Consider the following 25,881-nt stretch of genomic DNA (forward strand, 5'->3'; position numbering starts at 1 on the left):
CACCATCGCGAAGCAAAGGCAAGATGCGAGCGCAGGGCGGCGGTGTTTTTCAGCGCGCCGCCAGGTGGGCAAGGACAGGGACAAAGATGAACGAGAGCAAGAAGATGGCGGGGGGGCTCGGCGGGGTCAACCGGGCGATATTGGTTGCCGCCTTTCTGTTGTTGGCGGGGGCGGTGGGCTATGCAATCTGGCGCGATTCCGCCGCTTCCACGCCATCGGCGCCCGTTGCCGCCGCCGCATCCCCCGACGACCAGCTCGCCGCGCTCGAGGCGCGGATGGTGCGCGAACCGGACAGCGCCGCGGCGTGGACCGCGCTCGGCGCAGCGCGGTTCGACATGAGCGATTATCCCGGCGCCGCCGCCGCTTACGAGAAGGCAACGGCGCTTTCGCCCGAGTCGGCGGGGCTGTGGTCGGCGCTCGGCGAAGCGCGCGTGATGGCGAGCGAACGCGATCCGATGCCCGCCGCCGCGCTCGAAGCCTTTAACAAAGCCATCGCGCTCGACGCCAAGGACCCGCGCGCGCGCTATTTCCTCGCGGTCAAGAAGGACATCGGTGGCGACCACAAGGGCGCGATCGAGGACTGGTTCGCGCTGCTCGCCGACACGCCGCAGGGCGCGCCGTGGGAAGCGGACCTGCGCCGCACGATCGAACAGGTCGCGGCGATCCACAAGATCGACGTCGGCGCGCGGCTGATGAACACGCAGGCGCGGCCGCTGAAGCCCGAGGAGATGCCGGTCGCGGCGCGCGCGATCCCGGGGCCGAGCCGCGCCGACATGGAAGCCGCCTCGCAGCTTCCCAAGGGGCAGCAGGACGCGATGATCGAGGGCATGGTGAGCGGGCTGGAGGCCAAGCTGAAGGCCGATCCGGCGAACGTCGATCGCTGGATCATGCTGATGCGCAGCCGGATGACGCTGGGCGAAACCGCAAAGGCCGCGCAGGCGCTGAAGGACGCCACCGCGGCCAATCCGGGCGCGGCGGCGCGGCTGAAGGCGCAGGCGCAGATGCTGGGGGTGCCGGGCGCGTGATTGTCGTTGGCGAATAGCTTCAAAACGGTTATAATCGCGGGGCTGCTGGGGGAACCATAATAAGAGGTCGCCGCGGCATAAGCCGCGAGACGCTTCGGGCGTATCGCCTGGGACAGCCGTCCACTCTGTATCGGGCCTCGCGGTCTTATAATCCTGCCGGTCCACCGGAGGATTTCACCCTATCCCGCCATCAGCGCCGCATTGCCGCCCGCGGCGGTGATGTCGGTCGAGATCGACTTTTCCTCGGCAAAGCGGTGGAGGTAATGCGGGCCGCCCGCCTTTGGCCCCGTCCCCGACAGGCCGCGCCCGCCGAACGGCTGCGACCCGACGATCGCGCCGATCTGGTTGCGGTTGACATAGACGTTGCCGACCTCGGCCCGCGCCGCGATGTGCGCCGCGACCCCGTCGATGCGGGTGTGGACGCCGAGCGTCAGGCCATAGCCCGAAGCATTGATCGCATCGATCAGCGCGTCGAGCTCGCCGCCCTTCCACGTCGCGACATGCAGCACCGGGCCGAAGATTTCGCGCTTCAAATCGGTGACATGGTCGAGGCGGATCATCACCGGCGGAACGAAATGGCCGCTCGCGGGGAGGTCCGTGCGCACCGCCTCGGCGATCACCCGGCCCGCCGCGCGCGCCTCGACGACATAGGCGGCGATATTGGCCTGCGCCTCGTCGTCGATGATCGGGCCGACATCGGTGGAGAGGATCGACGGATCGCCGACATTGAGCTCGGCCATCGCGCCCGCGACCATCTCGATCATCGTGTCCGCGACATCCTCCTGCACGCAGAGCAGGCGCAGCGCCGAACAGCGCTGGCCCGCCGACTGGAAGGCCGAGGCGACCGCGTCGCGCGCGACCTGTTCGGGAAGCGCGGTCGAATCGACGATCATCGCATTGGCGCCGCCGGTTTCGGCGATCAAGGTCGCGATCGGCCCGTCGCGCCCGGCAAGGCTGCGGTTGATCGCGCGCGCGACTTCGGTGGAGCCGGTGAAGGCGACGCCGATGATGGCGTCATGGCTCGTCAGCGCCGCGCCGACGGTCTCGCCGCGGCCGGGGAGATAGTGGAGGACATCACCCGGCACACCCGCTTCGAGCAACAGCTCGATCGCGGCGTGCGCGATCAGCGGCGTCTGCTCGGCGGGTTTGGCGAGCACCGCATTGCCCGCCGCGAGCGCCGCCGACACCTGCCCCAGGAAGATGGCGAGCGGGAAGTTCCACGGGCTGATGGCGACGAAGACCCCCTTGCCTTCGAGGATCAGTTCGTTGCGCTCGCCGGTCGGGCCGGGGAGCGCGATGGGGTATGTGAAATCGGCGCGCGCCTGCGCGGCATAATAGCGCAGGAAGTCGGTCGCCTCGCGCACCTCTGCGATGGCGTCGACGAGCGTCTTGCCCGCCTCGTCGATCGCGAGGCCGAGGAAGAAGGCATCGCGCTCCTCGAGCAGGTCGGCGGCGCGTTCGAGCCGCTCGGCGCGGAAGGCGCCGCCGGCAAGGCTCCAGTCGCCCTGCGCCTTGCGCGCGGCGACGACGGCTGCGTTCACCGTCTTGGCATCGGCTTCGATCACCCGGCCGACGATGGCGCCGGTCGCGGGATTGCGAACGGGCTCGGCTTGGCCATCCTGTGCCACGCCGCCGACGATCGGCGCCGCGACCAGATCGGCGCGCTTTGCCTTGGCAATCGCGGCGGAGAGCGCGTCGGGCACGCCGGGGTCGCCGAGGTCGTAGCCGCGCGAATTGCGCCGCGTGGGATCGAAGAGCTGAAGGCCGGTGGGAATCTTCGATGGCGTGCTTGCGATGCTGCGCGGATCGATCGCCAGCTCCTCGGCGGTGACGTCGGGGTCGGAGAATTGATGGACGAAGCTGCTGTTCGCGCCGTTTTCGAGCAGGCGGCGGACGAGATAGGCGAGCAGGTCGCGGTGGGTGCCGACCGGCGCATAGACGCGCACCGGGCGCGGCGGCGGCGACAGAGCGACGATCGCGTCGTGCGCGCCTTCGCCCATGCCGTGGAGCCGCTGCAGCTCGTAATCGGCGCCCGCGAACAGTTCGGCGACGAAGGCCAGCGTCATCGCATTGTGGCTGGCGAAGGCGGGGAAGATGCAATCCTGCGCCTCGCGCAACAGCTGCGCGCACTGCATGTAATTGAGGTCGGTGTGGTTCTTCGCGGTGAACACCGGGAAATCGCCGAGGCCGAGCGTCTGCGCGCGCTTGATCTCGGTATCCCAATAGGCGCCCTTGACGAGCCGCATCGACAGCTTAGCGCCACGCTGGCGCGCGCGCGCGGCGACCCAGCGGATCACCTCCGGCGCGCGCTTCTGATAGGCCTGGATGACGATGCCGAGCCCGGTCCAGCCGTCGGCGATCCCGGCGTCGATCAGCGCGCCATAAACGTCCATATGCGGTTCGAGCCGGTCGCTCTCCTCGGCGTCGATCATCAGCGGGATGTTGACGTCGCGCGCGGCGCGGGCAAGCTCGATCACATGCGGGATCAGTTCCTCGCGGACGCGCTGCCCTTGCAGATATTCGTAGCGCGGGTGCAGCGCCGACAGCTTGATCGAGATGCCGTGGTTGGCGAAGGGATCGCCCGCTTTCGCCTTGCGCCCGATGCGCGCGATCGCATTCGCATAGCTGTCGTAATAGCGCGCCGCGTCCGCGGCGGTGCGCGCCGCCTCGCCGAGCATGTCGAAGCTCGCGAGTTCGCTCGCGTCCTTGTCGGCGCGCTTGACTGCGGCGTCGATGGTCTCGCCCATCACGAACTGCTGGCCGAGCATCTTCATCGCCGCGAGCGCCGCCTGGCGGATCACCGGCTCGCCCGAACGGCGGATCATCGCCTTGAGCAGCGTGAGCGGGTTCGCCCTGCTCCCGAGCGCATCGAGCATCAGCGTCGCCGACCCCAGCGACAGCCCGCGCGCCGAGAGCGCGACAATCAGCGGGCTGTCCTCGTCCTCGCCCTCCTTCCAGTGGCGCCCGGCGATCTTGTCGCGGATCAGCGCGTTGGCGGTCGCGCTGTCGGGGACGCGGAGCAACGCTTCGGCGAGGCACATCAGCACGACGCCTTCCTCGGTCGACAGGCGGTAGCGGTTCATGAGCTGCGCGACGAGCGTCTCGCGGTCGCCCTCCGCCTTCGCCTTGCGAATCAGCGCGAGGCCGCGCTCGGTCGTCGCCGCGACGGTCGCGGGCGAGCGGGCGAGGTCGGCGCGCAGGTCGGCGACGATATCGGCTTCGGAGCGGCGGGCAAGGGCGCGGAGCGCGACGCGGTCGGTGGGCTGGGTCATGCTGCCGCCATAGCATATCCCGATCGGTCGATCCGACTTCATATGAGGCTTTAAATTTATACTTTGACCAAATTTTCTGCCCATCTTAGTCTAATCATATGAAAAATGACCGATCTATAGTCGAACTGGACGAGTTCGATCGCAAGATAGTGAGCATATTGGGACGCGACGGGCGGATCACCTACACCGACCTCGCGCAGCGCGTCGGGTTGTCGAAGACGCCGTGTCAGCAGCGGGTCAAGCGGCTGGTCGAGAGCGGGCTGATCACCGGCTTTCGCGCGATCGTCGATCCGGCGAAGGTCGGTCTCGACCATGTCGCCTTCGCCGAAGTAAAATTGTCGGACACGCGCGAGGAGGCGCTGCGGCAATTCAACGCCGCGGTGCGCCGGATTCCCGAGGTCGAGGAATGCCATATGATCGCGAGCAGCTTCGACTATCTGCTCAAGGTCCGCACCCCCGACATCCGCCGCTACCGCATCGTGCTCGGCGAGAAGATTTCGAGCCTGCCGCATGTCGCGAGCACCTCGACCTTCGTCGCGATGGAGACGATCCTGGAGTCGGCGCGCTAGGCGAAGGCTTCGCGCACATAATCGACCGACCCGCGCGGATCGCCGAGGCGCGCGGTGCCGAGCAGGCGGTTCCAATAGCTTTCCGACCCGTCGGCCAATCGTCCTTCGTGGAGGCGGCGGGTATAGAGCTGGAGGTCATATTCCTCGCTGATCCCGATCGCGCCGTGGACCGCGTGCGCGGTCGCGGCGAGGCGGACGGCGGCGGCGCTCGTCACCGATTTGGCGGTCGCGGCGGCGGCAAGGCTCGGCGGGAACGCGCCCGCGCAGCCGAGCTGCGCCGCGATGCGGCACGCGACCATATCCTCGGCCATCACCGCCATCTGCTGCTGGAGCGCCTGCTGCTTGCCGATCGGCTTGCCGAACTGGACGCGCTCGCCGGCATAGGCGGCGGTCATCGCCGTCAGCCGGTCGGCGGCGCCCGCGATCAGCGCGGCGCGAAGGATCGCGGCGAGCGCGCGCAGCCCGCCCGCGGGAGCGGCGCCGATGCTGGCCGCCGGAACCGCATCCCAGCGCATCCGCGCGGCGAGGCTACCCGGCACGCCCGTCGGCTCGCCCGCCGCCTCAACCAGATGAAGCGTTCCGTCGATGTCGAGCAGGACATGGCGCGCGACGCGGCCGAAGGGCACGACGATCCCGGCCCCCGGCTTCGCGGTCGCGAGCGCGATCGGGCCCGCGGGGGCGTCGTCCAGCAGCGCCCGCGCGAGCATCGTCTCGCCGACCGGCAGCGGCACGGCGTGGCGCCCGAGCGCCTGCCACAGCGCGCCGGCCTCGGCGAGCGGCAGGCCCGCGCCGCCGCGCTCCTCGGGAACCAGCGCATCGAGGAAACCCGATGCGGCAAGACCGTCCCACAGCGCATCGGCGCTGCCGCCCGCCTCGACCGCGCGCACCGTCGCGGGCGGCGACAGGCTTTCCAGCATCCGTTCGAAGGGCAGGAGAAATTCGCCCATTATCCCAATCCCCTTACCGAAGCCCCATCCCGCGCGCGATGATGCCGCGCAATATCTCGCGCGTCCCGCCGCGCAGCGAAAAGCTCGGCGCGACGTGGGTGACGTAGAGCAGGGCGCGATAGAGCTCCGCATCGACCGGCTCATCGGGATGCGCCGCCAGATCGTCGCCGATCGCGACCGGCAATTGCTGCTCGAATGCGGTGCCGAGATCCTTGACCAGCGACGCCTCGGTCACCGGGCTTTCGCCCGCCGCGAGCCGCGCGGTGCAGGCGATCGACATCGCGCGCAGCACGCCGAGCCGCGCGGTAAAATCGCCGACGAGCGCCAGCGTCGCCGAATCGTCGCGGCGGCCCGTGCGTTGCAAATGCGCGATCCACGCGTCGAGCAGCACGACGCTCGAATAGATTCGCTCGGGCCCGCTGCGCTCGAAGGCGAGTTCGGCGGTGACCTGTTTCCACCCCTCGCCCTCTTCGCCGATCAGCGCGTCGGCGGGCAGGTCGACATCCTCGAAGAAGACTTCGGCGAAATGTTCGTCGCCGGCGAGATCGCGGATCGGGCGGATGGTGATGCCCGGCGCCTTGAGGTCGATGATGAGCTGCGACAAGCCGGCGTGGCGGTCTTCGGGGCTGCCCGAGGTGCGGAGCAGCGCGATCATATAGTCGCAGTGCGGCGCGCCCGAGGTCCAGATCTTCTGCCCGTTGACGCGCCAGCCGGTTTCGGTCCGCTCGGCGCGCGTTCGCACGCTCGCAAGGTCGGAGCCCGACCCCGGCTCGCTCATTCCGATGCAGAAGAAGATTTCGCCGCGCGCGATGCGCGGCAGATAATATTCGCGCTGCGCTTCGCTCCCGAAATTGAGGATCAGCGGTGCGCTCTGCCGGTCGGCGATCCAGTGCGCCGCGACCGGCGCGCCGACGCCAAGCAATTCCTCGACGACGACGAAGCGCGCGAACGGCCCGCGCTCGTGCCCGCCATAACGCTTGGGCAGAGTGAGGCCGAGGAAGCCCGCTTCGCCAAGGCGGCGGCTGAACTCCGGATCATAGCCCTGCCACGAGCGGACGCGGCGATCGGCACCCGCGGCCGAGGCGGCTTCGGCCGCGAGCGCGCGAATCGCCGGCCGGATCGCCTCGTCGGCGGGCGGCAGGCTGGCGAGGCTGAGCGTATCGAACACCGGCGTCCTTTCCCCTTCTGTCGGTCCCATGTCGCTATTGTGCCCAGCCTGCCATCACAAGCTGGTTTTTGTGAGAGCAACGAAGGATTGACCGGCGCGGCACAAGGCGGCAAAGGCCGGACAGCGCGCGGGTGTAGCTCAATGGTAGAGCAGAAGCTTCCCAAGCTTACGACGAGGGTTCGATTCCCTTCACCCGCTCCAGAACCTCATCCGACATTGTCCGAGTTTGCCTTTGAAAGCCACAGAAAACTGCGGTATATTGCCTTTCATTCTCCGACGATATCCAGCACGATCCGACAGCATCCGAGCGTGTTTGGGGGCCATTTTGCCAATTTTAGCGTCGGGCTTCAATTCGAGTAGCCCCCAGCGTGGGGGCCACTCGGTGGAAAGGCTTGAACCATGCCGCTTTCAGATGTCGCGATCCGCAACGCCAAGCCCCGAGAAAAATCCTATAAGATGGGCGACTCGCTCGGCCTCTTCCTGCTGGTTCAACCGAGCGGCGGAAAGCTTTGGCGCTTCAAATATCGGGTGCTCCGGCGCGAGAAGAAGCTCGCGCTGGGCATCTATCCCGACATCAGCTTGAGCGAAGCGCGCCGCCGCCGCGATGAGGCGCGCCAGATGATTGCCCATGGCCGCGACCCCGCCCGCGAAAAGCAGCTCGAAAAGCACCGCGCGTTCATGGAGGCAGCCAACACCTTTGCCGCCATCGCCGACGAATATTGCCGCAAGCGGCGGCGCGACGGCGCGCGCGCCTGGGCGCCCGCCACCGCGAAACGCAGTGAATACCTGCTTTCGCAGCTCAGCATTTCCATTGGCCGCCTGCCCGTCACCGACATCGGGCCTGCCGATGTTCTCGCCGCCATCCGCAAGATCGAGGCCAAGGGCAATCACGAAAGCGCGCGCCGGACGCTGCAACTCGCCAGCGGTGTGTTTCGCTATGCCGTCGCCACCGTCCGATTGGATTCGGACCCGACGCGCGATTTGCGGGGCGCGCTCATCGTGCCCAAGGTGACGCACTATGGCGCGGTCATCGATCCCAAGGAGGTCGGCGAACTCCTGCTCGCGATCGACGATTATGAGGGGCATGTCGTGACCAAGCTCGCCTTGCAGATCGCCCCGCATGTTTTCGTTCGGCCCGGCGAACTGCGGCACGCCGAATGGGGCGAAATCGACCTTGAGGCCGCTGTATGGACGATCCCGGCGGAAAAGACGAAGATGCGAAAACCCCACCATGTCCCGCTGTCGCTTCAGGTGATCGAGCTATTCCGGTCGCTGCAAATGTTTTCGGGCAACAGCGGCTATGCCTTCCCGTCGATTCGCAGCCGCAAGCGCCCGATGTCGGACAACACGCTCAACGCCGCGCTGCGCCGCCTCGGCTATGCGAGCGACGAAATGACGGGACATGGCTTCCGGGCGATGGCGAGCACCTTGCTCAACGAATCCGGCCTATGGTCGCCCGACGCGATCGAGCGCGCGCTGGCGCACGGCGACACCGACCGGGTCCGCGCCGCCTATCATCGCGGCACGCATTGGAAGGAGCGCGTGAAGATGGCGCAATGGTGGAGCAATCACCTCGACGAGCTGCGCGCGAAGGGAAAGAAGCCCCGTTAGCGGGATTTTTCAAAAACTTTCACCCGGCAATCGGAAGAGTCGTCGCAGCGCATCGTACAATTTAGCCGAGGCGGGCGCGCGCGTGAAGCTGATGGCCGCGTTGGGGGCGCTACTGCGCGAGCGGACAGGTTTATTCACCGAGACGGGCCAGGCCCGTTCGGAACCCGCCAGATCGTCCGTCTTATGATATGAATAACGGACATGAAGATGCGACGGGAACAGGACGGGCGGCGCGATATCGCGGCGATTGCGCTTCGCTACAAGAATGCGGTTCACGCTTTCTTCCTTCGCCGCATCGGCGATGCGGCCGAAGCGGAGGATTTGACGCAGGATGTGTTCACCCGGCTCTCGCAGCGCGCCAACGACGATCCGGTCGAGAATGTCGAAGGCTATGTGTTCCAGGTCGCCGCGAACCTGCTGCGCGATCGTTTCCGGCGCGAGCAGGTTCGCCCCGATATCGGCCTTGAAGGCTTTGCCGATCCGTCCGGGCGGCTCATCGACGAAATCTCTCCCGAACGCGAAGCGATGGGCCGCGAGAACTATCAGCGCTTCGTCGAGGCGATGGATATGCTGCCGGAAAGGCCCCGCATGGTCTTCATCCTCAATCGCTTCGAAGAAATGAGCGGGCGCGAGATCGCCGCCGCGCTCGGCCTCTCGCAACGACAGATCGAAAAGGATATCAGCCGCGTGCTGGCGCATCTAAGGGAGCAGATACCATGAGACTGCTCAGAGCCGAACGGCCGCCCCAGCGGCCCGAAGATGCCGCCATCTGGTGGGCGACGCGCCGCCAGCTCGATCCAGCGCGCTTCGCCGAGGACGCGGACTTCCTCGCCTGGCTGAAGGACGAGGAGAATGCGCGCGCCTGGAACGAGATCGACCGGCGCATCGACCGCGTCGGCGCCTATGCGACCATGCCCGAGGTCCGGGCGATGCGTCAGGCCGCGCTCGACAAGGTGCAGCAGGCGCGGAGGCCGGCGCTGGGCCGATGGTTCCTGGGCGCCGCCATCGCGGCAAGCCTCGTCCTTGCCTTCACCGGGATCGCCGGCCGTGTCGACAGTCCTGTGGCGCCAACCGACATCGCCAAGGTCGAAAGCGTCCACCGATATGCCACCGCCATCGGTGAACGCCGCGACGTCATGCTGCCGGACGGGTCGCGGGTCTCGCTGAACACCGCGTCCCTCGTTGAGGTCGATTATGGCGCGCCCGAGCGCCGCGAAATCCGGCTGTTGCAGGGTCAGGCGATGTTCCATGTCGCTCATAACGAAAATCGCCCGTTCATCGTGCGCGCGGGAAACCGGCAGGTCACGGCACTCGGCACGGCCTTCGATGTCCGGCTCGACGCGAACGGTCAGGTGAAGGTGCTGCTGGTCGAGGGGCGGGTCCGGGTCGATCCGGTCGCGCGCGCGGGGCTGGCGCGCATCCTGCCCAACCTCGCCCGCACCGATCTGTCGCCGGGCCAGCAGCTTGTCGCGCCCGCTGCGGGAGAAGCGGTCGTATCGTCGGGCGACGTCGAGCGCGACACGGCCTGGAACCGGGGCATCCTGATCTTTCGCGACGATAGCGTGAGCGACGCGGTGCGCGAGGTGAACCGCTATTCGACCGTCCAGCTCGTCGTGGACGATCCCCGCGTCGGCGCGCTCAAGGTCTCCGGCGTCTTCCCGACTGCGGACCGCAAGGACTTCCTGGCGGCGATCGAGGCGCTCTATCCGGTGGAAAGCAAGCCGGAGAGCGCCGGGACCGTGCGGCTGCTCTGGCGGGCGGGGGCGGAGCCAAACTGATTGAATTCTGCCTTCGGCCGTTCGGAGCTCTGAAATCTCCTCGTCTTGTTTAGCGAGGGGCGCTCAACAGCCCCGCAAGGGAGGGGTATGAATATGCACAATCATCTGAGTCGCAGACTGGCAGCCGCGGCATTGAGCGGCGCGTCGCTCGCCGCGCTGGTCCTGCCGCTTTCACCGGCCATCGCGCAGACGGCGGAGCGCAAGCCGTTCGACATTCCGGCGCAGGACGCCGCACGGGCGCTCGAACAGTTCGGACGGCAAAGCGGCCGGTCGGTGATGTTCGATCCGGCGCGGCTGACCGGGGCAAAATCGCGGGCCGTGCAAGGGCAATTGACGCCGGAAGAGGCGCTCGACCGCCTGCTGACCGGCACGGGATTCTCTGCGCGCCAGGTCAATGCAACCACGTTCGTGGTGTCTCCGCGCTCAGGGGACGACAGGATCGAGCCCAGTTCGACGGCCGATGGCGATGGCTACCGCGCCAACGAGATCGTCGTCACCGCGCAGAAGCGCGTCGAGTCCATTCAGGACGTGCCGATCGCGATGACCGCGCTGTCTCAAGAGGATTTGGGCGAGCAGAAGATCGAAAGCGGTTCCGACATCATGCGCGCGGTGCCGAACCTGACTTTCTCCAAATCGAACTTCACCAGCTACAACGTCTCGATCCGCGGCATCGGGACCAAGGCGATTTCGGCCTCGACCGATCCCGGCGTTGCGGTCAGCTTCAACAACAGCGGCCTCATCACCAACCGCTTTTTCGAGCAGGAGTTCTTCGACCTCGAACGGCTGGAGGTGCTGCGCGGACCACAAGGCACGTTATATGGCCGCAATGCGACCGGCGGCGTCATCAACCTGATCTCGGCGAAGCCGAAGCTCGATCGCTTCGAGGGCAATATCAAGGGCGAGGTCGGAAATTTCAACAGCCGCCGCATGGTCGGTATGCTCAATATTCCGATCGTTCCCGACCATTTCGGCCTCCGCGTCGCCGGGTCGATGACCGATCGCGACGGCTATGATTATAACTCCATCACGAACAACCGGATCAACGGGCGCGACCTCTGGTCGCTTCGCACCACGCTGGGGTTCGAGAACAATCTGGTGCGTGGCAATTTCATCTGGGAGCGGTTCCGCGAAAAGGACAACCGCTCGCGCACCGGCAAGCAGCTTTGCCATCGCGACGACAGCCCCGAAATGATCGGATCGACGCCGACCGACACCGGAATAACCACTGGTCTGTCTAGTCAGCTGCGTTTTCAGCGAGCTGCTCTTTTCAGCACCGGTTGCAAGGCGGGAAGCCTCTATGACGACGGTGCCTTTGGAACGCCCAATGGCCTTGCCTTGGCCTATGTGGCGGGCCTCAATATCGCGCAGGCCACCTTCAACCGCAACAGCCTGCCGGGCGATCCGTTCGGCGGCACCGGCGGGTTCGCCATAGACCCGCTTGTCGATCCTTATGGCGGCATGATGCAGTCGCGCGATTTGCGGGAAGTCGCGTCGATCCGCGACCCGCGCTATCATGCGAGTTCCGACATATTGGAACTGAACCTCGATATCGATCTGACCGATGGCCTGACCTTCTCCTCCCAATCGGCGGTGTCGTGGGATTCGGTCTATAGCTTTCAGGACTATAACCGCTTCAACACAGTCCCTATATTCCGGGATTCCTCGCAGTGGCTGGTAGGCGTCAACGGTAACGGCCAAGGTGGCACGCCGAGCCCGTGGCGGGGGATGTCGCCCGGCGGCATCTTCTGCGATCCGCAGATCGGCTGTTCGGACCGGCTCGGCGTATTCGACATCTCCTCGGCACATTCCAGACAAATCTCTCAGGAGATTCGGCTGCAATCCAGCTTTGACGGTCCGTTCAACTTCAGCATCGGCGGCAATTACACCAAGTTCAGGACGCAGAACGACTATTATGTAATGAGCAACGTGCTCACAGCAATCGCCATGCTGCCGCCGTTCAACAGCACCGGCACGCAAACCGAATGCGATACCAATTCCTGGCTTACCGCCGGTGCAAACGGTGGATTGCACCTGCCCATCAAGGATAGCTTCTGCCCCTATATCGACCCCAATCCGGTTGAGAGCATCAACGGTGACGGGCATAATTATTTCCGCAGCTCGAATCCCTACAGGCTCAAAAGCTATGCGGCCTTCGGCGAAGCCTATTACAGCATCAATCCCGACCTGAAGCTGACCGCGGGGCTGCGCTATACCCATGATAGCAAACGCTTTACCTTGGTCCCCAGCCAGTTGCTGCTTACCCCCACCTTGGTAGGAGGCGGCCTTGTCGGCACCGGCTATCCGACGGCCGGCGACGTCGTCGTCAAGGGCGGCGAGTTCACGGGCCGGTTCGGCGTCGACTGGCAGCCCGATCTGGCCTTTACCGACGACAGCTTGCTCTATGCCTTCTACAGCCGCGGCTACAAGGCGGGAGGGATCAATCCGCCGACCCCGGGATTTGCCACCAGCGAGCAATGGGTCGAGATGGGCTATGTCACCCAGGCATTTCTCGACCTCTTCACCTTATCCGGATCTTATCGTGACCCTCCGCTGGAACTGACAGCCGTCAATTACGGCGCGACCTTCAAGCCCGAATTCGTCAACGCCTTCGAGATCGGGATGAAGAACACGCTGATGGGCGGTCGCCTGACGCTCAACGCTGGGGCCTTCTATTACGACTATAAAAATTATCAGGTGTCGCAGATTCGCGACCGCACAGCGGTCAACGAGAATTTCGATGCCAAGGTCTGGGGCGCCGAACTGTCCGCGCTGTTCGAGCCGGTTGATCGACTGCGCCTTAACGCCAATGTCGGCTATCTCCGGACGCGCATCGGCAAGGGCATGAAGTCGATCGACCCGATGAACCGGACGCTCGGCAACCCCGACTACGTCGTAACCAAGCCGTGGGTCCAGCTTCCGTCCAACTGCGTTGTTCCCGTGCATGTCGCGGAGCAGTGGCTTCAGGTGCAACCCGATATAGCTTTTAATTATGATATGTGCGGGGGCGTCGGTGGATTCCTCGGCGCGGGTCTTGGCGGCTTCCTGAATGACCCGCGAACGGGTGCGCTCTATGATGTCGCCAATTACCCCGAAATCAATGGCGGCGCGGGCTTTTACACCGACCTTGGCGGCAAAGAGTTGCCGAATTCACCGCACTGGACGGTGAATGTCGGCGCCGAATACACCATCCCGTTTCAGGATGGGTGGAGCGCCACGGTCCGCGGCGACGGCTATTGGCAGGCGAAAAGCTGGGCGCGGGTTTACAATCTCAACCCCTACGACCGGCTCCGCGACTGGACGAACTTCAACATTTCGCTCCGCATCGATGGCCCCGACGACCTGTCCATTGAGGCTTATGTGAAGAATGTCTTCAATTCGACGCCGATCACCGATGCCTTCCTGAACAGTGATGACTCGGGCCTGACCACCAACGTGTTCACGCTCGACCCGCGCATCATCGGGTTCAGCATCGCCAAGAAATTCTAGGGTCCTCTCTCCACTGGGGGAACAACCTTGGGCCGATGCCCGCTTGCTCCCGAGCAAGCATCGGCCCGGTTTTTTGGACCGAACAACAGTCTCTCGCACTCCCTCTCCCCTGAGGGATAACTCGGCCGCCGTCCCGCCAGTCCCGGCATCGGGCGGCGGCCTCATTTGTCCGGCAGCGAAGGGGCCAACATGATGCTCCGCCCCGATGGCAAGCTGGAGGTGAAAGGATGCAAGACGGCGACTTTCTGCCAAACAAAGGTCTGGACGCGGGCACGCTGAGTTTCGGCGAGGCGTTCCTCGCTGAAATCCAGCGGGCGGCCAGCCTCGCCGACGTTGAACGGCTGCTCGAAGCTGCGGCGCGGGAATTGGGCTTCCGTCACTATGCGATGATCCATCACGACGATCACCGCGCCGCCTCGCCCGGCCTCATCAACATGAACAATTATCCGCCCGACTATGCCGCGGCCTATTTCGGCGGCCTCTATCATCGCGACGATCCGGTCGTTCACGCCTGCATCGCCGCCAACGCCTGCTTCGCATGGTGCGAACTCGCCGACCTGATCGACCTCGACCCGCGCCACCACCGATTCCTCGAACGCGGCGCGCGGCACGGCGTCGTTCACGGCCTCACCGTCCCCGCCGTCGTGCTGGGTGAGCGCAGCGGTTCCTGCAACTTTTGCTCGCCTCGCACGCCCGATGTTGCGCAACGTCACATCGCCGCCGCCCAGATCGTCGGCAGCTTCGCCTTCCAGAAAGCCCGCCGCCTCGTCGGCGGTCGCCCACGCAGAGTTCGCACCCCCGGCCTGCAACGCCGCCAACGCGAATGCGCCATCCTCGCCGGTCAGGGCAAAAGCAACACCGACATCGCCACCATCCTCGGCCTGACCCCAGCGACGATCAAATCCTACATCGAAGCCGCCTGCGGGCGTTACGAGGTCCACAACCGCACCCAACTCGTCATCGCCGCCATCCTCGACGGCGAAATCGGCCTCCACGAAATCGCCCCACGTCAATACCGCCACCTGGCAGGGTAAGAACGCGGTCGCCGATCAGGCGCCCGGCAACGGCCTGCCGCCGCCCTTACCTGGGGGGCGGGCGGGGCGGGCGTTGAGCTGAAAGGCATGGCGAATTTCGTCAGGTTTGCGCCCGATGTCGGCCGTTTGCCTTACTACAGTGCAGAAGCCGAAAGCGGACGTTTGCGCCGCATCGATGGCCGAAGGTTGCGCGCTGGATCTAGGCGCTGCCTTGGCACCGGCGCTAATTATGGCCGGGAGAAACTTCTGGTCGATTGAAATTTGCGTGGCCTATCTCGACATTGTGCCGATCCAAAAGCTGCCTGGGCCTCACCGACGTGATAGCGGGGCACGTGGAGGCTCGTCCTTGGCGAGGGCGAAGCGCTCGTTCGATCTGGCTAACGGTCCCGTGCGGGCTGCCAGGGCGGCGGCGAGCTTTTCTTCAGCCTCGGTGCCTTCGCGCCGACGCTCCAGCGCCCGGTTCGCCTGCTTTTGCATGTATTCCCTGAAGTCTATTTCTGACATCTTTTCGTGTCGAGCATCGTAGGTACTGCTCGTTCGGTTGTAGGGTGACGATGTACTGAAGATGACGAAGCTTCCCTTCAGCATCCTATGTAATCTACGTGCGCCATGTGCGTCAGGGTCATCAAGAAACTCGCCATCGTCCCAAGCGTCGAGGCCGGCATATCTGCCCGGCGAAAGCTCCCATACTTCTTCCGAATACCCGCTTTCGCGAACATAGGCACCCTCGGTTCCGGTAGCCGCCAAGGGCGTGGCTTCTAGCCGAAAATAATTCCACTGCGATCCTGCGGCGAAGGATTCAAAGGTCAGTTTCAATGGCTTTAGGATCGTCAGGAATCCGGTTTTGAGCTCAATTAGCTCGGCGTCCGCCGATCTTGAGACACCTGACATCGTCATGCCCCCTCCATCGGGGAAGAACATATGGTTGAGCGACTCGTTCTGACCGGCGAGGCGAAGAACTGAGCAGATGCTGTCAATATCGGTCCATGTTGCCGACTGCGGCGCGCCGCTCGGGAAGAGACGGTTCTGTATCTCGGTCCACTCGCTTAGATTTCTTCTATCGAAGTTCTCGGACATCCGAACCCAGTCGGCAAGCCTGTTGCAAAGGGCCTCAGCGCTCGGCCTGACTTTCGGATCATTATCGGTACATTCGCTGAGCAGCTCATCAAGGGGAGTCATATGCTCATCCGGCCAATAGCGCGCGAGCGCCAGATTGCCTGCCGAAGAATATTGGCCATCAAACCCTAGCTTCTCGCCTGAAAGGGCAATCCAAAGCGTCTTTGCTAGAGAGTAGACATCGACGGGACCTCCTGCGGCCGCGGCTGCGGCCCGGCGCATCTCTGGCGCCATTGTGAATTTTGGCCCGACATCCTGCCGAGCGGGTGTTAAATCTGTTCGCGTAGGGAACTTCACCAGTCCGAAATCGGAGAAACAGAGCCGTTCGCCGAGAACGAGTATATTCTCGGGCTTTATGTCGCGGTGGAATATCTCGAGCTTGTGGAGAGCGGCCAGCGTACCTGCGAGCTTGACGAACTCTTGGACAATTTCGCGGGCTGAGTGTTGGCCGAGCAACGTATTGAAGCGCTTCGCAAGCGGCATTGAGAACCACGGAACTTCCCGACCATGCGTTACTGCCGTTCCACGATCAAGCAACGGCACTACCCCGGCGATCGTTTCGGCTAATTTTAGCGCTGCGGTTTCTGCGTCAAACCTAGCAAGGGCTGTAGGGCCGGTCCTCTTCAAGAATTTAATAGCGATCGGAGTCTGCCCCTGCTGCTGGGCTTCCCACACCTCTCCGTTTCCCCCCTCGCCAAGCCGCCGCACTAGTCGCCAGGCTCCCACCTTCGAACCCGTTCGGGTTTTGAAATTTCCTTTACGTGCCATGTAGATTCTCAACCAAGCTGACAGACGTCACGCTCCTAAATGAAAGAGACTGTGGGTCGGCTGCGAAAATAATCTTCATTGAAAAAGCTATCCCAGCAGCTTCTCGCGTCTTGCCGATTGGCGCTATGAAAAACGGGTCGCAATCGCACACGCGCCTCGATGATGCGATCACGAAGAAACCTCGCCTTCGCGTCGCGACCGGGGCCGTAGAGATATTCATCGCGCATTACGGGGTGCTTGACCGTGCTATCCCACTCGAGCCGTTCGCCGAGCGCCCACACTAAGTGGAGTAGTGCCCGGTCGTCCCTTTCCGGGTAAACACGGTAGCATTCAGCTACAAGCTTGGTGAGCGCGAAGCCACTTGGCATGTATCCCTGCCAGGCCGAGCGCGACTGACACCAGACCTTAAGATAGCGAACCATTCGAGTAAGCTGGCGGTTCGCGCCCCAGCCTGGACTTTTCAGGCTGGCTTCCCGGAACCAGTCGGTCACTGCGGCGGGATTGGAGGGTTTCCAATAGCTTGATGCCAGTTCGATAGTCCGTCCGCCAAAGATGCTGCCGGTCAGCCTGTAAACAGCAAAATCCACATGATAGCCGGCCGCATAATAGACGCGGACGCAATTTGGACGGTATTCCGGGGGATAGGCGAATTGTTCTGAATAGGCAGCCTCCCAGACAAGCTGGCGAGCGGCCAAAGCGCTCATATCTCCACCTTGCGGGCCTTTCAGGGCATTCCGAGAAAAGTATATTCCGTCGTCGATATCGAAGCTTCCATAATATCCTCCGCTTGTGATCGTCTCCATAACCACGCTACCCTGAGCGCGGAACATCACCGGCTGGGGCATATCCATCATGTAAAGTCGCCGCTTGATTCGCTGGCGAACTGTGTCACGCTTGGCACGAAGCTCCCCGTAGACGGGGCGAGGGAGGGCTACAGCAAAGCTATGGTAGGCAATCAAGTCGGCGTGGCAATTTACAACACGTCGTGGAAGGCCGCCAATCATAGTGCGTCCATCCGACTGACGTCATTGCGCGCCGCAGAATTCACGGCGCGCATCCGAGTGCTGTTAAACAACCTGCAGATGGCTTGCCCGACATCATTGAGGGGGTCGTCGCACGCGGCATTGGTCATATTGGCGTCGGAACCCGCCTGTTTTTGCAGCGCCGCGACAGCTTCTGGGCGGCCATCGTCGAGGTCTAGGAACGGAAGAAGACTGGCTGGGGCCGATGCGGCGGGAAAGCGATAGATGCGGCATTCGCGCCGGATATGCTTTGTAAGCATTCGGGCCATATTGTCATAAGCAAACTGTTGTGCATCTATCGACAGGCTGGCGGCTTTGCTTCCGAAACCCCACCCTAAAAGGCCTCGGTTCACGTCGTTTGAAGTAACATGTTCACCGGCAGGGACCGGCACTGTTCCGAGGCAGAAGATTTCGATGCTCTGGTCGCCTTGCGCTAACTCAAGAGCTTCGATGAGGGCGACCAACACCGGATTATTCGCCCAGAGGCCACCATCAACAAAGGCTTGCTCGGCTGATGCCCCGGTGACGGTGTTCTTGATCATGGCAATGGACCTGAAGACTGGCGCTGCGGTCGATGCCAAGCATGCATCGACTAACGTGACCTGATCATCGCGATGACTGGTGTTGGGATGGTGGGGCGTCTTGAAGACCCAGCTACGATGGTTCGCAACCGACACTGACGGGATAGCGAGCGCGATCTTTCGAGTTGAATAAAGCTCGGCAAAGGTCACGTTGCCCAGCTCCAGTTCAAGTGCCGCAGCCAGAGCGGAGCTCCCTTCGCGGATGTAATGCGAACGAAACAGCAGATCTTTGATTAGAGCGAATCCCGCCGACTTGGGAACGCGGGTTGGGAAAATCTTCAGGCCATTCTTTTCGTACAATTCGACGACCCGCTCCATCGGCACGCCGCATGCTAGCGCGCTCGCGACAATCGCGCCGGTGCTGGTTCCGCAAATCAGGTCAAATGCCGATCCAATGTCGAGCGGGCCATCGTCGCGCCGCGTTCCGAAGATTTCGGCTAGACCATTCAAATATGTCGCGGTGTAGACTCCACGCATGCCCCCGCCATCAAGGCATAACGCGCGGAACGGCTCAGTCGAATTCACCGATTTCCCCCATAAATCATCGCGTCATGACTATACTGAGATAGAAACGCAGGAAAAGGGGATACGCGGAATCGAAGCTTACCACCTTATAAGAAGCGAAAGTGCCTACGGGCCACGGTAACGGCTGACATGTGACTGGCTGCTGGTTTCAAGTTTCAAATTCGCGCGCTGGGAGAGCATTGAGTTGATAAAGAAGCCGACCTTGTACCATCAGGTGTTGAGGCGGGCGCGATCAGAATGACATCCAGAAGTAAATGCCGTAGATTCGATTTGTCTTACGCCCAAGGGAACGAATATTTATTGGCCAAGGTAATTGGTACGCCATGTGGTTTCGATGTTCGGTATTCCACGCGGGAGCCAGTGTCAGCCGAATAGCTCGTAGCTTTCGTCCCGCTCCAGTGAAGTAAGGCGAGTGGGGCTCACTCCATTTGGCGATTGGACGCCAGCGAAAAGGTCGCTGCCGCCCGCGATCATGAAAGCCATGGGCCGCCGGCTATGTTTCGCGAGCTTTCGCCAGCTCCGCAGATCGACCGAGGATGGATTGGATGAAGCGAAAGGATGGGTGTGCCACTCGCCAACCCAATCGACCGTCCCTCCCGAGGCCTTCCAAGCGCGGAGTGCGGTCATGCGATGCCCAAGAGCCGAGCGCATGAAGAGGAGGGGCGTCGCCTTGTCCCAACGCGAGGGATAGGTGAGGCGCGTAACCTGAATTGCGTCGGCTTTGCGAAAGCCGAGCAAGAGTCCCCCGGACTCGCAGCGCACGCGTGGGTTACGTGCTCGTTGTTTGATATCTTCTAGGATAGAATTCGGAACGAGGATGCGCATTACCGCGAGGCTCGCAACGCCGCGCACGCCGGACAATTGGCGGCAGGCTCGGGGGAGACCGGCTTGTGGCTTCGGCCTTCGACCAAGTCGACAGCTACAGTGCGCAAGCGCTGCCCGGGTTGGCCACGCGCCCAATCGAGAATGGCACGATTGGCAAGAGCGGCCGCCATCACGGGCGCATCGACGCTAAATGCGGCGTACGTGCCGTCACCGCAGGTGGCGGGCGTGAACTCGGTTTCTACGTCGTGTTGTGCCGCGGGGTAGCGCCATTTCCCGTCGAATTCCGGCTTGAGGCAGCGAAAGCAGGCCTTGTCATCACCGAGATTGAGGAAGCTCTGGACGCCGGCACCGTTCGCGAACACCCAGCTATGAAGCAGCGCGGTCAGATGGAGGCCGCGATCCTCTAGGAACAGCTCGTTTAGATTTGTCTGAACATTCCAATCACCAGTCGCGTCTACGATGATGTCGCAATTCTTGAGGAGCAGCCAGCTCGCGACCGCGTCGGCATCGACCGCCTTGATTTGGACTGAGGGATGAAAACGTTGCAGTTCCGCCGCGAGCGCTTGTGCCTTGTTCTGGCCGAGGTTCTCGAGATTGAGCAGGTGGCGGCCGAGGTTGCCCGGCGCCACATGATCATTGTCGAAAAGATAGAGTGGCTGATCCGACCCTGCGCCTGATTGCATCATCATGCGCGCAAGATGGCTCCCGATCGTCCCGCATCCGACGAGGCCGACCTTCTTGCCCGTGAGACCGGCGAGTTTCGGAACGTTGCGCGATGTGATCCGCTTGAGACTGCAGTCGCTCGCAGACCAGCGCTGCAAACCTAGCTTGTCCTTCACCAATTGCATCATCCTTGGAATTGCTGCCTCTCTGATCCGGCCGCCCTTGACGCCGCTAGAGATCGACCGGGGCGGCGGAATACGAAACCCGATCATCGCGTTCGCGGCGAAAACGAAACACAGCTCGTCAGCGAGGAGCTTCTGCTCGATCGTTTGCCAGTGGACATGGCCAAGGGCTGCTTGCGCCACCCACCATGTGCGCAGGGTCGCGAGGTCCTTGGGTTGCTCAAGCGTCGCGCCCGGCCCTACGCGGCCGTCCGTGTCGACGATGTAGACGCCTCGAACCGGCGCGCCGGCCTCCCATCCGCTGATCATGTTGCTTTCGGAAATGATGGTGATCTTCCGGTCGGACCGGCTTGCCTTGTAAAGGTCAAGCGTTCGCGTGCCTGCGCGACCTAGGCGCGGGACAAGCGACCAGGCATGTCGCTCCGCATGCCAATATTGCTGATACTCGTCAGCCGCCTCCTCAGCGCCGCGGCCCTTGAACGATCTTTCGAGCGTCGTCGCAGCTTCGGCCAGGATGCGCAGGATCGCCTCTCCCGGTCGCATATTGTCGAGCGGCAGGCCCGCACCGGACGCATAGCAGATACCGGTATCGACCTCGACATGCGCGAGGACCTCCGGGTCAATCTGCGTGCGATCGACGAGGTGAACACGGGGGCGCTCAATTAGCCTCGTGTCGGGGACTTCGAGAAGGACATCGACCTTCTTACCGTGGACGCGAATGGCGCCGGCAAAGGTTGGACAGGAACCGTCGGCGATCGTGAAGCCGCGAGCAACCAGCGTCGCATGTATTTCGGCGCGCGCGGCGGCGGGCTTCATCAGCCCGAGGTCGAAGCGATGACTGCAGGTGCGGGATTGCGCGCCGGCTGCGCATGGACCACGGCAGCAATCTGCGGCCCGGCGATTTTTACGGCATCCGGACGGAAAGGAACGCGTTCGCCAAAGATTGCACGCAGTTTTCGCACGACTTCGGTAGCATCGCCGGTGCGTTCGAGTGCGGCAATCATCCGGTCCTTCAGCTGATTGGACCGCGCGACAATGTCACGGCGCATGTCGTCGCTCCAGCTGTTTAGGCAGGCATCGACGAGCACCGGGTTCCGAACCTCCCCAGCCAGAATATCAGGGAGCCGCCGCGCGACTTCTAGGATCAGGAAATCGTCCCGCTCCTCGCCGGGAAGTGCGCCTTGCTCGTTGCAATATTGCTGGAGCGCGACATCGACTGCGCGCATTAGGCAGAGCGAGCTCAGCCCGCAGTCGAGCCATTCATAATCGCGCCAGCCTTTGAAGAAGCGGCAGAGGCGGCGGAAGACCGGACCGTATTGATCGACGCGGCCATCTACCCAATCCTGAAGCCTCTGAGGATCGGATTGGATCCAGCTGCCGTCCTCGCGCGCAAGCATGATCTTGTCCGACGGCAAGCGGTAGCTGTCGAGCATCATTGTGCGGTTCAGTGCCGAGGCAAAGCTCGCCGTAGCGGCTTCCTTGATCTGGGCGAAGCGTTCCCGCGGCACCGAGTAGATCGGAATGTCGAGATGGGCCCCCGGCCAGAGCTTGACCCGCACGCAATTGGGTTTGCTCTCAACCCCGGTCCAGCCCTCGGCCCTCGCCACCGGCTTCAGTGTTTCGACGACAAAATCGAAGAGTAGCTTCGCGACAAGTGCTGGTTCGCCGCTGTCGAGAAATTCGACGGGTACATACATGCCATCGTCCAGATCGATCTCCTGCCGCCACTGCGGCGGGTCGTTAATCGTCTTGTAGGCGAAGCTGCCCTGGGTCATGAACTTGACCTCGACAGGGCCGCGCATCGCACGCCGCGCCGCGGAATGCCATTCGTCGCGCCAATATCGGTCCTCGAACCGGATTTTATCGGCCGCAAGTTTGAGCGCAGCGCGCGCCTTGGCGCGGGCTGCCATGAGATCGGCGCGAGCGGTGTCGCCGATATCGAGGCGTGCGAGATAGCTCGCCTCGAGCTTCAGACCGCAGAAAAGTGCATGGGCATTGGCGAGCGTTTTTGTCATGGATTCCCCCCAAGGAAGTCACCTTTTGTTCTAATATGGGTATCACCCGCCGCGAATTCAACTATGGTGAATCGAATGTACAGGATCATTCCGCACAAGCTGCTCTATACGATCATCGCCTGGCTGATTCTGGGAGTGTATCTCGGAATCAATTCGATCGCACAGTGGCTGCAGGCGGAGCTGCGGCTCTCGTCCGCGATCACGCTTGGTTGGCTGCTTATCTCGGCTCTTCTGATCAATCCGGTCTGGCGCTGGGTGTGGAGAAGAGTTCCAGCGCTGGGCCGTTGGATATTTCCTGATCTCAACGGCGAGTGGGACGTCGAGATCGTGTCGAACCATTCGATTCATCGGCAATTGGCCGATGCTGCCGCGAGGCGGACCGAGAAGTTCGACATCGATCTTTGCCCCGACTGCGACCTGGCGCCTCTCATGGCCGTCCATCTCAAGGCGGAAATTGTCCAGACCTGGTTCAAGTTTGAGATCGTCCTCGAAAACCCGGCGGGCAATACACCGATCCGGCGCTCCGAAGTCGTATCAGTCGATCCTTTTCGCGGGGACGGCCTGAAACGCGGCGGTCTCTACTATTTCTTCGAGCAGGAGAACGAGACAGCGGGGCAATCGGACGAGCGCTATTTTTACGGCGCTGCGCGCGTCGAATATGATCCGCGGTCCGACATTCTCGCAGGATTGTTTTGGACCGAGCGCATGTGGCATCGCGGTCTCAATACCGCGGGCAAGATACGTTACCGACGCGCCAATGCAGCCAGAAACCTCCCGGCTCGTTAAAGCGCGTTAGAAGGCTGATGCAGCTTTTCCCTATCTTACTGCGCATGCGGATGGCCGATTTCGTTAGTTGCAACTGAAAGCTACTAATCCGTACCAGCCACGCTTTGCAAGAAAGCCGCCGACCTCGAACCAATCTAATTAAGCCGAACCACGGTTCGGCGAATGCGCCGGACGGCGGCCATTCAGATCTCTCCGCGCGAAAACCTGAAGTTCGATAGCACCAATCCGGACCGAATAGGAGTAACGATCCAATAAAAATATTGCTCCGAAAGAGCAATTTTCAGCTATGAAGCGCGCAGGGATTTGAAGGGAATTAGGGGGAGGCGAGATTGGCCATAAGTGCTTCTGCGATTGCCGCGGTAACACCGCCGTCTGTCACTTTGTCCTTGCGGCTGCTCAAAAGAACGAAGAGCATCGACGATGCAATACGCGCGACACGCTCGCTGATCGAACATGAAGCAACAGTTGGACGGCTGTTTTCCGAACAAACGGTTAGTAAAGAGCCCACGTGGCTGGGCTTCGTGAATGCCTTTTCGTCCAACGGACCACTCGAGCTTTCGAACCGTAGTTGTTCGGCGCTCCTGTTTCTGGAAATCCCTGATAGCGCGTCTGTCGCACCGTCATTGACCGGCGGCAGCGCGGCGCAAATCCCAGCCGACGCCTCCGTTGCGACTACGGTGCCAGCGGTAACACGTATCTTTGCACTGGCATTTGGCGGCGGACACCATGCGCTCGATCCCGACGCCATCGAGCGCAATTTCGGATTACGGGTTGCGCTCAACTCGATCGCGCGCGAGGATTTGCGCAATATCGATGTTGCCACGCTCGACGCAACGACGTTTCAGAAGCGCTATCAGGCAAGCCGAAAATCCGATCTCCGCGAGTTTGGTATTGACACGCAACAAGAGTTATTTCGCCTCGCCGGCGGTGCGCCGACAGATGCGAGTTTTGCCCGCTCACTTGCAGGGAAGGACGCCCTGACACTGACGGCGAACCTTACGCCTGCCGGCCTCATCGCAAAATGCGCGAAGGCACTCTCACTCTTCACTGCAACTGATTACAAGAAGGACTACGGTTTCATCGACCATATCACGCCGGTCCGCGACAACGATTGCATCGCAAAGCTCGACGAGCGCATCTTCGAGGCCGTCGAAACTTTGCTCGATGGTAAATCGTCAGACCTCCACCTAATGATGCCGGATATCATTGATCCGGAAGCCGTCTATGAAATCGGCTATTTTGGCAAGGGGCTCAACCCCGGAAAAAAGAAGGGGTTCGGCGAGCTCGCCATCGAAGATTATGTCGCCGAGCTCAAGGCCGGAAAGCCGGAGGAGCTCAAGAGCATCGCCGATTTGCGGGGACACGAGGTCCGGCTGGTCAAGAATGGTCAAGGCAACAAGGAGCAAGCCCGCCGCCTATATGATTGTTTCATTTTCGAAACTGATCTCGACAAGGTCACGCACGTTCTTTTCGCCGGCGAATGGTACGCGATTGACACCAAATATCATACCGAGGTCGAAACTGATTTCACCCGGATTCTTGCTAGCACTCCGATCATTGCATCTACAACAAGTGCCAATGAACAGGATTTGATCGCGGAGCTAGACAAGCACGCTCATTTCCTCAATCTCGACAAGGTGAAAGCTTCTCCGTTCGGCGCGGGCGGAGCCAACCTCGAGCCATGCGACTTCCTGTCCAAGAGCAAGGAATTCATTCATCTAAAGGACGGTCACGGCTCAGCCCCGATCAGCCATCTGTGGTCACAAGGTGTAGTCTCGGCCGAAGCATTCGTCCGAGACGAAGTGTTTCGCAAATCGATGCGCGATAGCGCGATCAAGCGGCAGACGAAGGCAAAGAAAAAAGGGTTCGAGACCATCCTTCCCGATGGGCGAACCAAGCCAGTTCCGACGGATTTCAAGGTCGTCTACGGAATCATGCGGCATCGCTACAAGCATTCGAAAAAACTCGGCCTTCCCTTTTTTAGCAAAGTCAGTCTCCGGGCGGCGGCGCGACGCATTGAGCTGATGGGCTTTACGGTCGAGGTCCATCTTATCGAAAAGATCCACGCCTCAACGTTGCCCTGACGGTAAAGTCAGGCCATCAATAACATCATGATGGACGAATATACGCCCGAGGAAGAGCTCGCTGCCGAGAGATCACCGGTCAGCGGAGTGTCAGCTATTTAGAATTCGGCTTTAAAAGCCGACCGTCTTCAATCGGCCAAGTCCACTGCGCTGCGATCTAAACGACGGCCCGCCTGTCGACGGGGCCATTTTGCATTGCTGCGGCCGCGCGATGATTAATTCGAAGCGCCCGTAGCTGTTTTTTCCGTCGCGGTGCCTTCGTCGAGACCCGCAAGCTTTGCGCCGATCACTTTGGCGTTTAATCGCCGAGCACGTTCGCACGCTCACAAGCGCCGGCGAGATAGCCGGGGTCGAGCACTGGCGCGCTATCGCGGCCCGCCTCGATCAGATCGGCACGGCCCAAGTGACAAGAAGGATTCGCTCG

General features: G+C 62.3%; 18 protein-coding genes and 1 tRNA gene. 10 read left to right on the forward strand and 9 right to left on the reverse strand.

Translation table 11 applies throughout. The features are described from left to right. Window positions 1–86: 86 nt before the first annotated feature. Entirely contained in the window at window positions 87–1,025 is a 939-nt protein-coding gene (locus OJI97_RS04390) for a tetratricopeptide repeat protein (RefSeq protein ID WP_297661494.1), read from the forward strand. Between the two features lie 179 nt (window positions 1,026–1,204). Here OJI97_RS04390 and putA read toward each other — a convergent pair whose 3' ends face one another. After that, window positions 1,205–4,297 (reverse strand): bifunctional proline dehydrogenase/L-glutamate gamma-semialdehyde dehydrogenase PutA, encoded by a 3,093-nt coding sequence (gene putA / locus OJI97_RS04395; RefSeq protein WP_297661496.1) that lies wholly within the window; start codon window positions 4,295–4,297, stop codon window positions 1,205–1,207. A gap of 98 nt (window positions 4,298–4,395) precedes the next feature. Between putA and OJI97_RS04400 the strand changes: the two genes are divergently transcribed. Continuing rightward, window positions 4,396–4,866, forward strand: coding sequence for an Lrp/AsnC family transcriptional regulator (locus OJI97_RS04400; RefSeq protein ID WP_297661497.1), 471 nt, complete (start codon window positions 4,396–4,398; stop codon window positions 4,864–4,866). Here OJI97_RS04400 and OJI97_RS04405 read toward each other — a convergent pair. Together OJI97_RS04405 and OJI97_RS04410 are read right to left on the reverse strand one after the other, a co-directional pair. Next, on the reverse strand, window positions 4,863–5,813 hold the full coding sequence (locus tag OJI97_RS04405) for an acyl-CoA dehydrogenase (RefSeq protein WP_297661499.1): 951 nt from the start codon (window positions 5,811–5,813) through the stop codon (window positions 4,863–4,865). The two genes, OJI97_RS04400 and OJI97_RS04405, sit on opposite strands and share 4 nt — an antisense overlap. A 13-nt stretch (window positions 5,814–5,826) precedes the next feature. Then, on the reverse strand, window positions 5,827–6,981 hold the full coding sequence (locus tag OJI97_RS04410; protein ID WP_297661500.1) for an acyl-CoA dehydrogenase family protein: 1,155 nt from the start codon (window positions 6,979–6,981) through the stop codon (window positions 5,827–5,829). A gap of 127 nt (window positions 6,982–7,108) precedes the next feature. On the opposite strand from OJI97_RS04410, the gene OJI97_RS04415 reads away from it, so the two are divergent. From OJI97_RS04415 to OJI97_RS04440, 6 genes are all read left to right on the forward strand, one after another. Next, a tRNA-Gly gene (locus OJI97_RS04415) sits at window positions 7,109–7,182 on the forward strand. A gap of 198 nt (window positions 7,183–7,380) precedes the next feature. Then, window positions 7,381–8,592 (forward strand): integrase arm-type DNA-binding domain-containing protein, encoded by a 1,212-nt coding sequence (locus OJI97_RS04420; protein ID WP_297661501.1) that lies wholly within the window; start codon window positions 7,381–7,383, stop codon window positions 8,590–8,592. A 207-nt stretch (window positions 8,593–8,799) separates the two neighbouring features. Continuing rightward, on the forward strand, window positions 8,800–9,312 hold the full coding sequence (locus OJI97_RS19005; protein ID WP_367184748.1) for an RNA polymerase sigma factor: 513 nt from the start codon (window positions 8,800–8,802) through the stop codon (window positions 9,310–9,312). Continuing rightward, window positions 9,309–10,370 (forward strand): FecR family protein, encoded by a 1,062-nt coding sequence (locus OJI97_RS04430; protein WP_297661503.1) that lies wholly within the window; start codon window positions 9,309–9,311, stop codon window positions 10,368–10,370. The genes OJI97_RS19005 and OJI97_RS04430 overlap by 4 nt, the downstream gene beginning before the upstream one ends. A 93-nt stretch (window positions 10,371–10,463) precedes the next feature. Continuing rightward, window positions 10,464–13,856: a TonB-dependent receptor gene (locus tag OJI97_RS04435; RefSeq protein WP_297661504.1), complete on the forward strand. Its 3,393-nt coding sequence runs from the start codon at window positions 10,464–10,466 to the stop codon at window positions 13,854–13,856. Window positions 13,857–14,083: 227 nt separating this feature from the next. Continuing rightward, window positions 14,084–14,890 (forward strand): LuxR family transcriptional regulator, encoded by an 807-nt coding sequence (locus OJI97_RS04440; protein ID WP_297661506.1) that lies wholly within the window; start codon window positions 14,084–14,086, stop codon window positions 14,888–14,890. Between the two features lie 309 nt (window positions 14,891–15,199). On the opposite strand, the gene OJI97_RS04445 is transcribed toward OJI97_RS04440, so the two are convergent. The 6 genes from OJI97_RS04445 to OJI97_RS04465 form a co-directional block, all read right to left on the reverse strand. Continuing rightward, complete coding sequence (locus OJI97_RS04445; protein ID WP_297661508.1) at window positions 15,200–16,774, reverse strand: protein kinase; 1,575 nt, start codon at window positions 16,772–16,774, stop codon at window positions 15,200–15,202. A 35-nt stretch (window positions 16,775–16,809) separates the two neighbouring features. Continuing rightward, window positions 16,810–17,628, reverse strand: a complete 819-nt coding sequence (locus OJI97_RS04450) for a cyclic GMP-AMP synthase DncV-like nucleotidyltransferase (RefSeq protein WP_297661510.1) — start codon at window positions 17,626–17,628, stop codon at window positions 16,810–16,812. A 146-nt stretch (window positions 17,629–17,774) separates the two neighbouring features. After that, on the reverse strand, window positions 17,775–18,902 hold the full coding sequence (locus OJI97_RS04455; RefSeq protein ID WP_297661511.1) for a CBASS cGAMP-activated phospholipase: 1,128 nt from the start codon (window positions 18,900–18,902) through the stop codon (window positions 17,775–17,777). 363 nt (window positions 18,903–19,265) lie between these two features. Continuing rightward, a complete protein-coding gene (locus OJI97_RS19010) occupies window positions 19,266–19,727 on the reverse strand; it encodes a Mov34/MPN/PAD-1 family protein (RefSeq protein ID WP_367184749.1) in 462 nt (153 codons plus the stop codon). Beyond that, window positions 19,727–21,388 (reverse strand): ThiF family adenylyltransferase, encoded by a 1,662-nt coding sequence (locus OJI97_RS04460; RefSeq protein WP_297661513.1) that lies wholly within the window; start codon window positions 21,386–21,388, stop codon window positions 19,727–19,729. The genes OJI97_RS19010 and OJI97_RS04460 overlap by 1 nt, the downstream gene beginning before the upstream one ends. After that, entirely contained in the window at window positions 21,388–22,587 is a 1,200-nt protein-coding gene (locus OJI97_RS04465; protein WP_297661515.1) for a CBASS cGAMP synthase, read from the reverse strand. The genes OJI97_RS04460 and OJI97_RS04465 overlap by 1 nt, the downstream gene beginning before the upstream one ends. Window positions 22,588–22,662: 75 nt before the next feature. Between OJI97_RS04465 and OJI97_RS04470 the strand changes: the two genes are divergently transcribed. Next, window positions 22,663–23,373, forward strand: a complete 711-nt coding sequence (locus OJI97_RS04470) for a hypothetical protein (RefSeq protein ID WP_297661517.1) — start codon at window positions 22,663–22,665, stop codon at window positions 23,371–23,373. A 386-nt stretch (window positions 23,374–23,759) separates the two neighbouring features. Next, on the forward strand, window positions 23,760–25,457 hold the full coding sequence (locus OJI97_RS04475; RefSeq protein ID WP_297661518.1) for a DUF6119 family protein: 1,698 nt from the start codon (window positions 23,760–23,762) through the stop codon (window positions 25,455–25,457). Window positions 25,458–25,881 lie beyond the last annotated feature (424 nt).

Origin of the sequence: Sphingopyxis sp. (assembly GCF_025869345.1) — a bacterium.
In the GTDB taxonomy this organism is placed as follows: domain Bacteria; phylum Pseudomonadota; class Alphaproteobacteria; order Sphingomonadales; family Sphingomonadaceae; genus Sphingopyxis.

What these genes read in the sequence shown, in the direction of transcription:
- OJI97_RS04440 (WP_297661506.1), top strand. Translation starts at nt 14,084, where the DNA reads ATGCAAGACGGCGACTTTCTGCCAAACAAAGGTCTGGACGCGGGCACG.
- OJI97_RS04400 (WP_297661497.1), top strand. Translation starts at nt 4,396, where the DNA reads ATGAAAAATGACCGATCTATAGTCGAACTGGACGAGTTCGATCGCAAG.
- OJI97_RS19005 (WP_367184748.1), top strand. Translation starts at nt 8,800, where the DNA reads ATGCGACGGGAACAGGACGGGCGGCGCGATATCGCGGCGATTGCGCTT.
- OJI97_RS04470 (WP_297661517.1), top strand. Translation starts at nt 22,663, where the DNA reads ATGTACAGGATCATTCCGCACAAGCTGCTCTATACGATCATCGCCTGG.
- OJI97_RS04430 (WP_297661503.1), top strand. Translation starts at nt 9,309, where the DNA reads ATGAGACTGCTCAGAGCCGAACGGCCGCCCCAGCGGCCCGAAGATGCC.
- OJI97_RS19010 (WP_367184749.1), bottom strand. Translation starts at nt 19,727, where the DNA reads ATGCGCATCCTCGTTCCGAATTCTATCCTAGAAGATATCAAACAACGA.
- OJI97_RS04450 (WP_297661510.1), bottom strand. Translation starts at nt 17,628, where the DNA reads ATGATGGATATGCCCCAGCCGGTGATGTTCCGCGCTCAGGGTAGCGTG.
- OJI97_RS04465 (WP_297661515.1), bottom strand. Translation starts at nt 22,587, where the DNA reads ATGACAAAAACGCTCGCCAATGCCCATGCACTTTTCTGCGGTCTGAAG.
- OJI97_RS04420 (WP_297661501.1), top strand. Translation starts at nt 7,381, where the DNA reads ATGCCGCTTTCAGATGTCGCGATCCGCAACGCCAAGCCCCGAGAAAAA.
- OJI97_RS04390 (WP_297661494.1), top strand. Translation starts at nt 87, where the DNA reads ATGAACGAGAGCAAGAAGATGGCGGGGGGGCTCGGCGGGGTCAACCGG.
- OJI97_RS04445 (WP_297661508.1), bottom strand. Translation starts at nt 16,774, where the DNA reads ATGGCACGTAAAGGAAATTTCAAAACCCGAACGGGTTCGAAGGTGGGA.
- putA (WP_297661496.1), bottom strand. Translation starts at nt 4,297, where the DNA reads ATGACCCAGCCCACCGACCGCGTCGCGCTCCGCGCCCTTGCCCGCCGC.
- OJI97_RS04460 (WP_297661513.1), bottom strand. Translation starts at nt 21,388, where the DNA reads ATGAAGCCCGCCGCCGCGCGCGCCGAAATACATGCGACGCTGGTTGCT.
- OJI97_RS04435 (WP_297661504.1), top strand. Translation starts at nt 10,464, where the DNA reads ATGCACAATCATCTGAGTCGCAGACTGGCAGCCGCGGCATTGAGCGGC.
- OJI97_RS04405 (WP_297661499.1), bottom strand. Translation starts at nt 5,813, where the DNA reads ATGGGCGAATTTCTCCTGCCCTTCGAACGGATGCTGGAAAGCCTGTCG.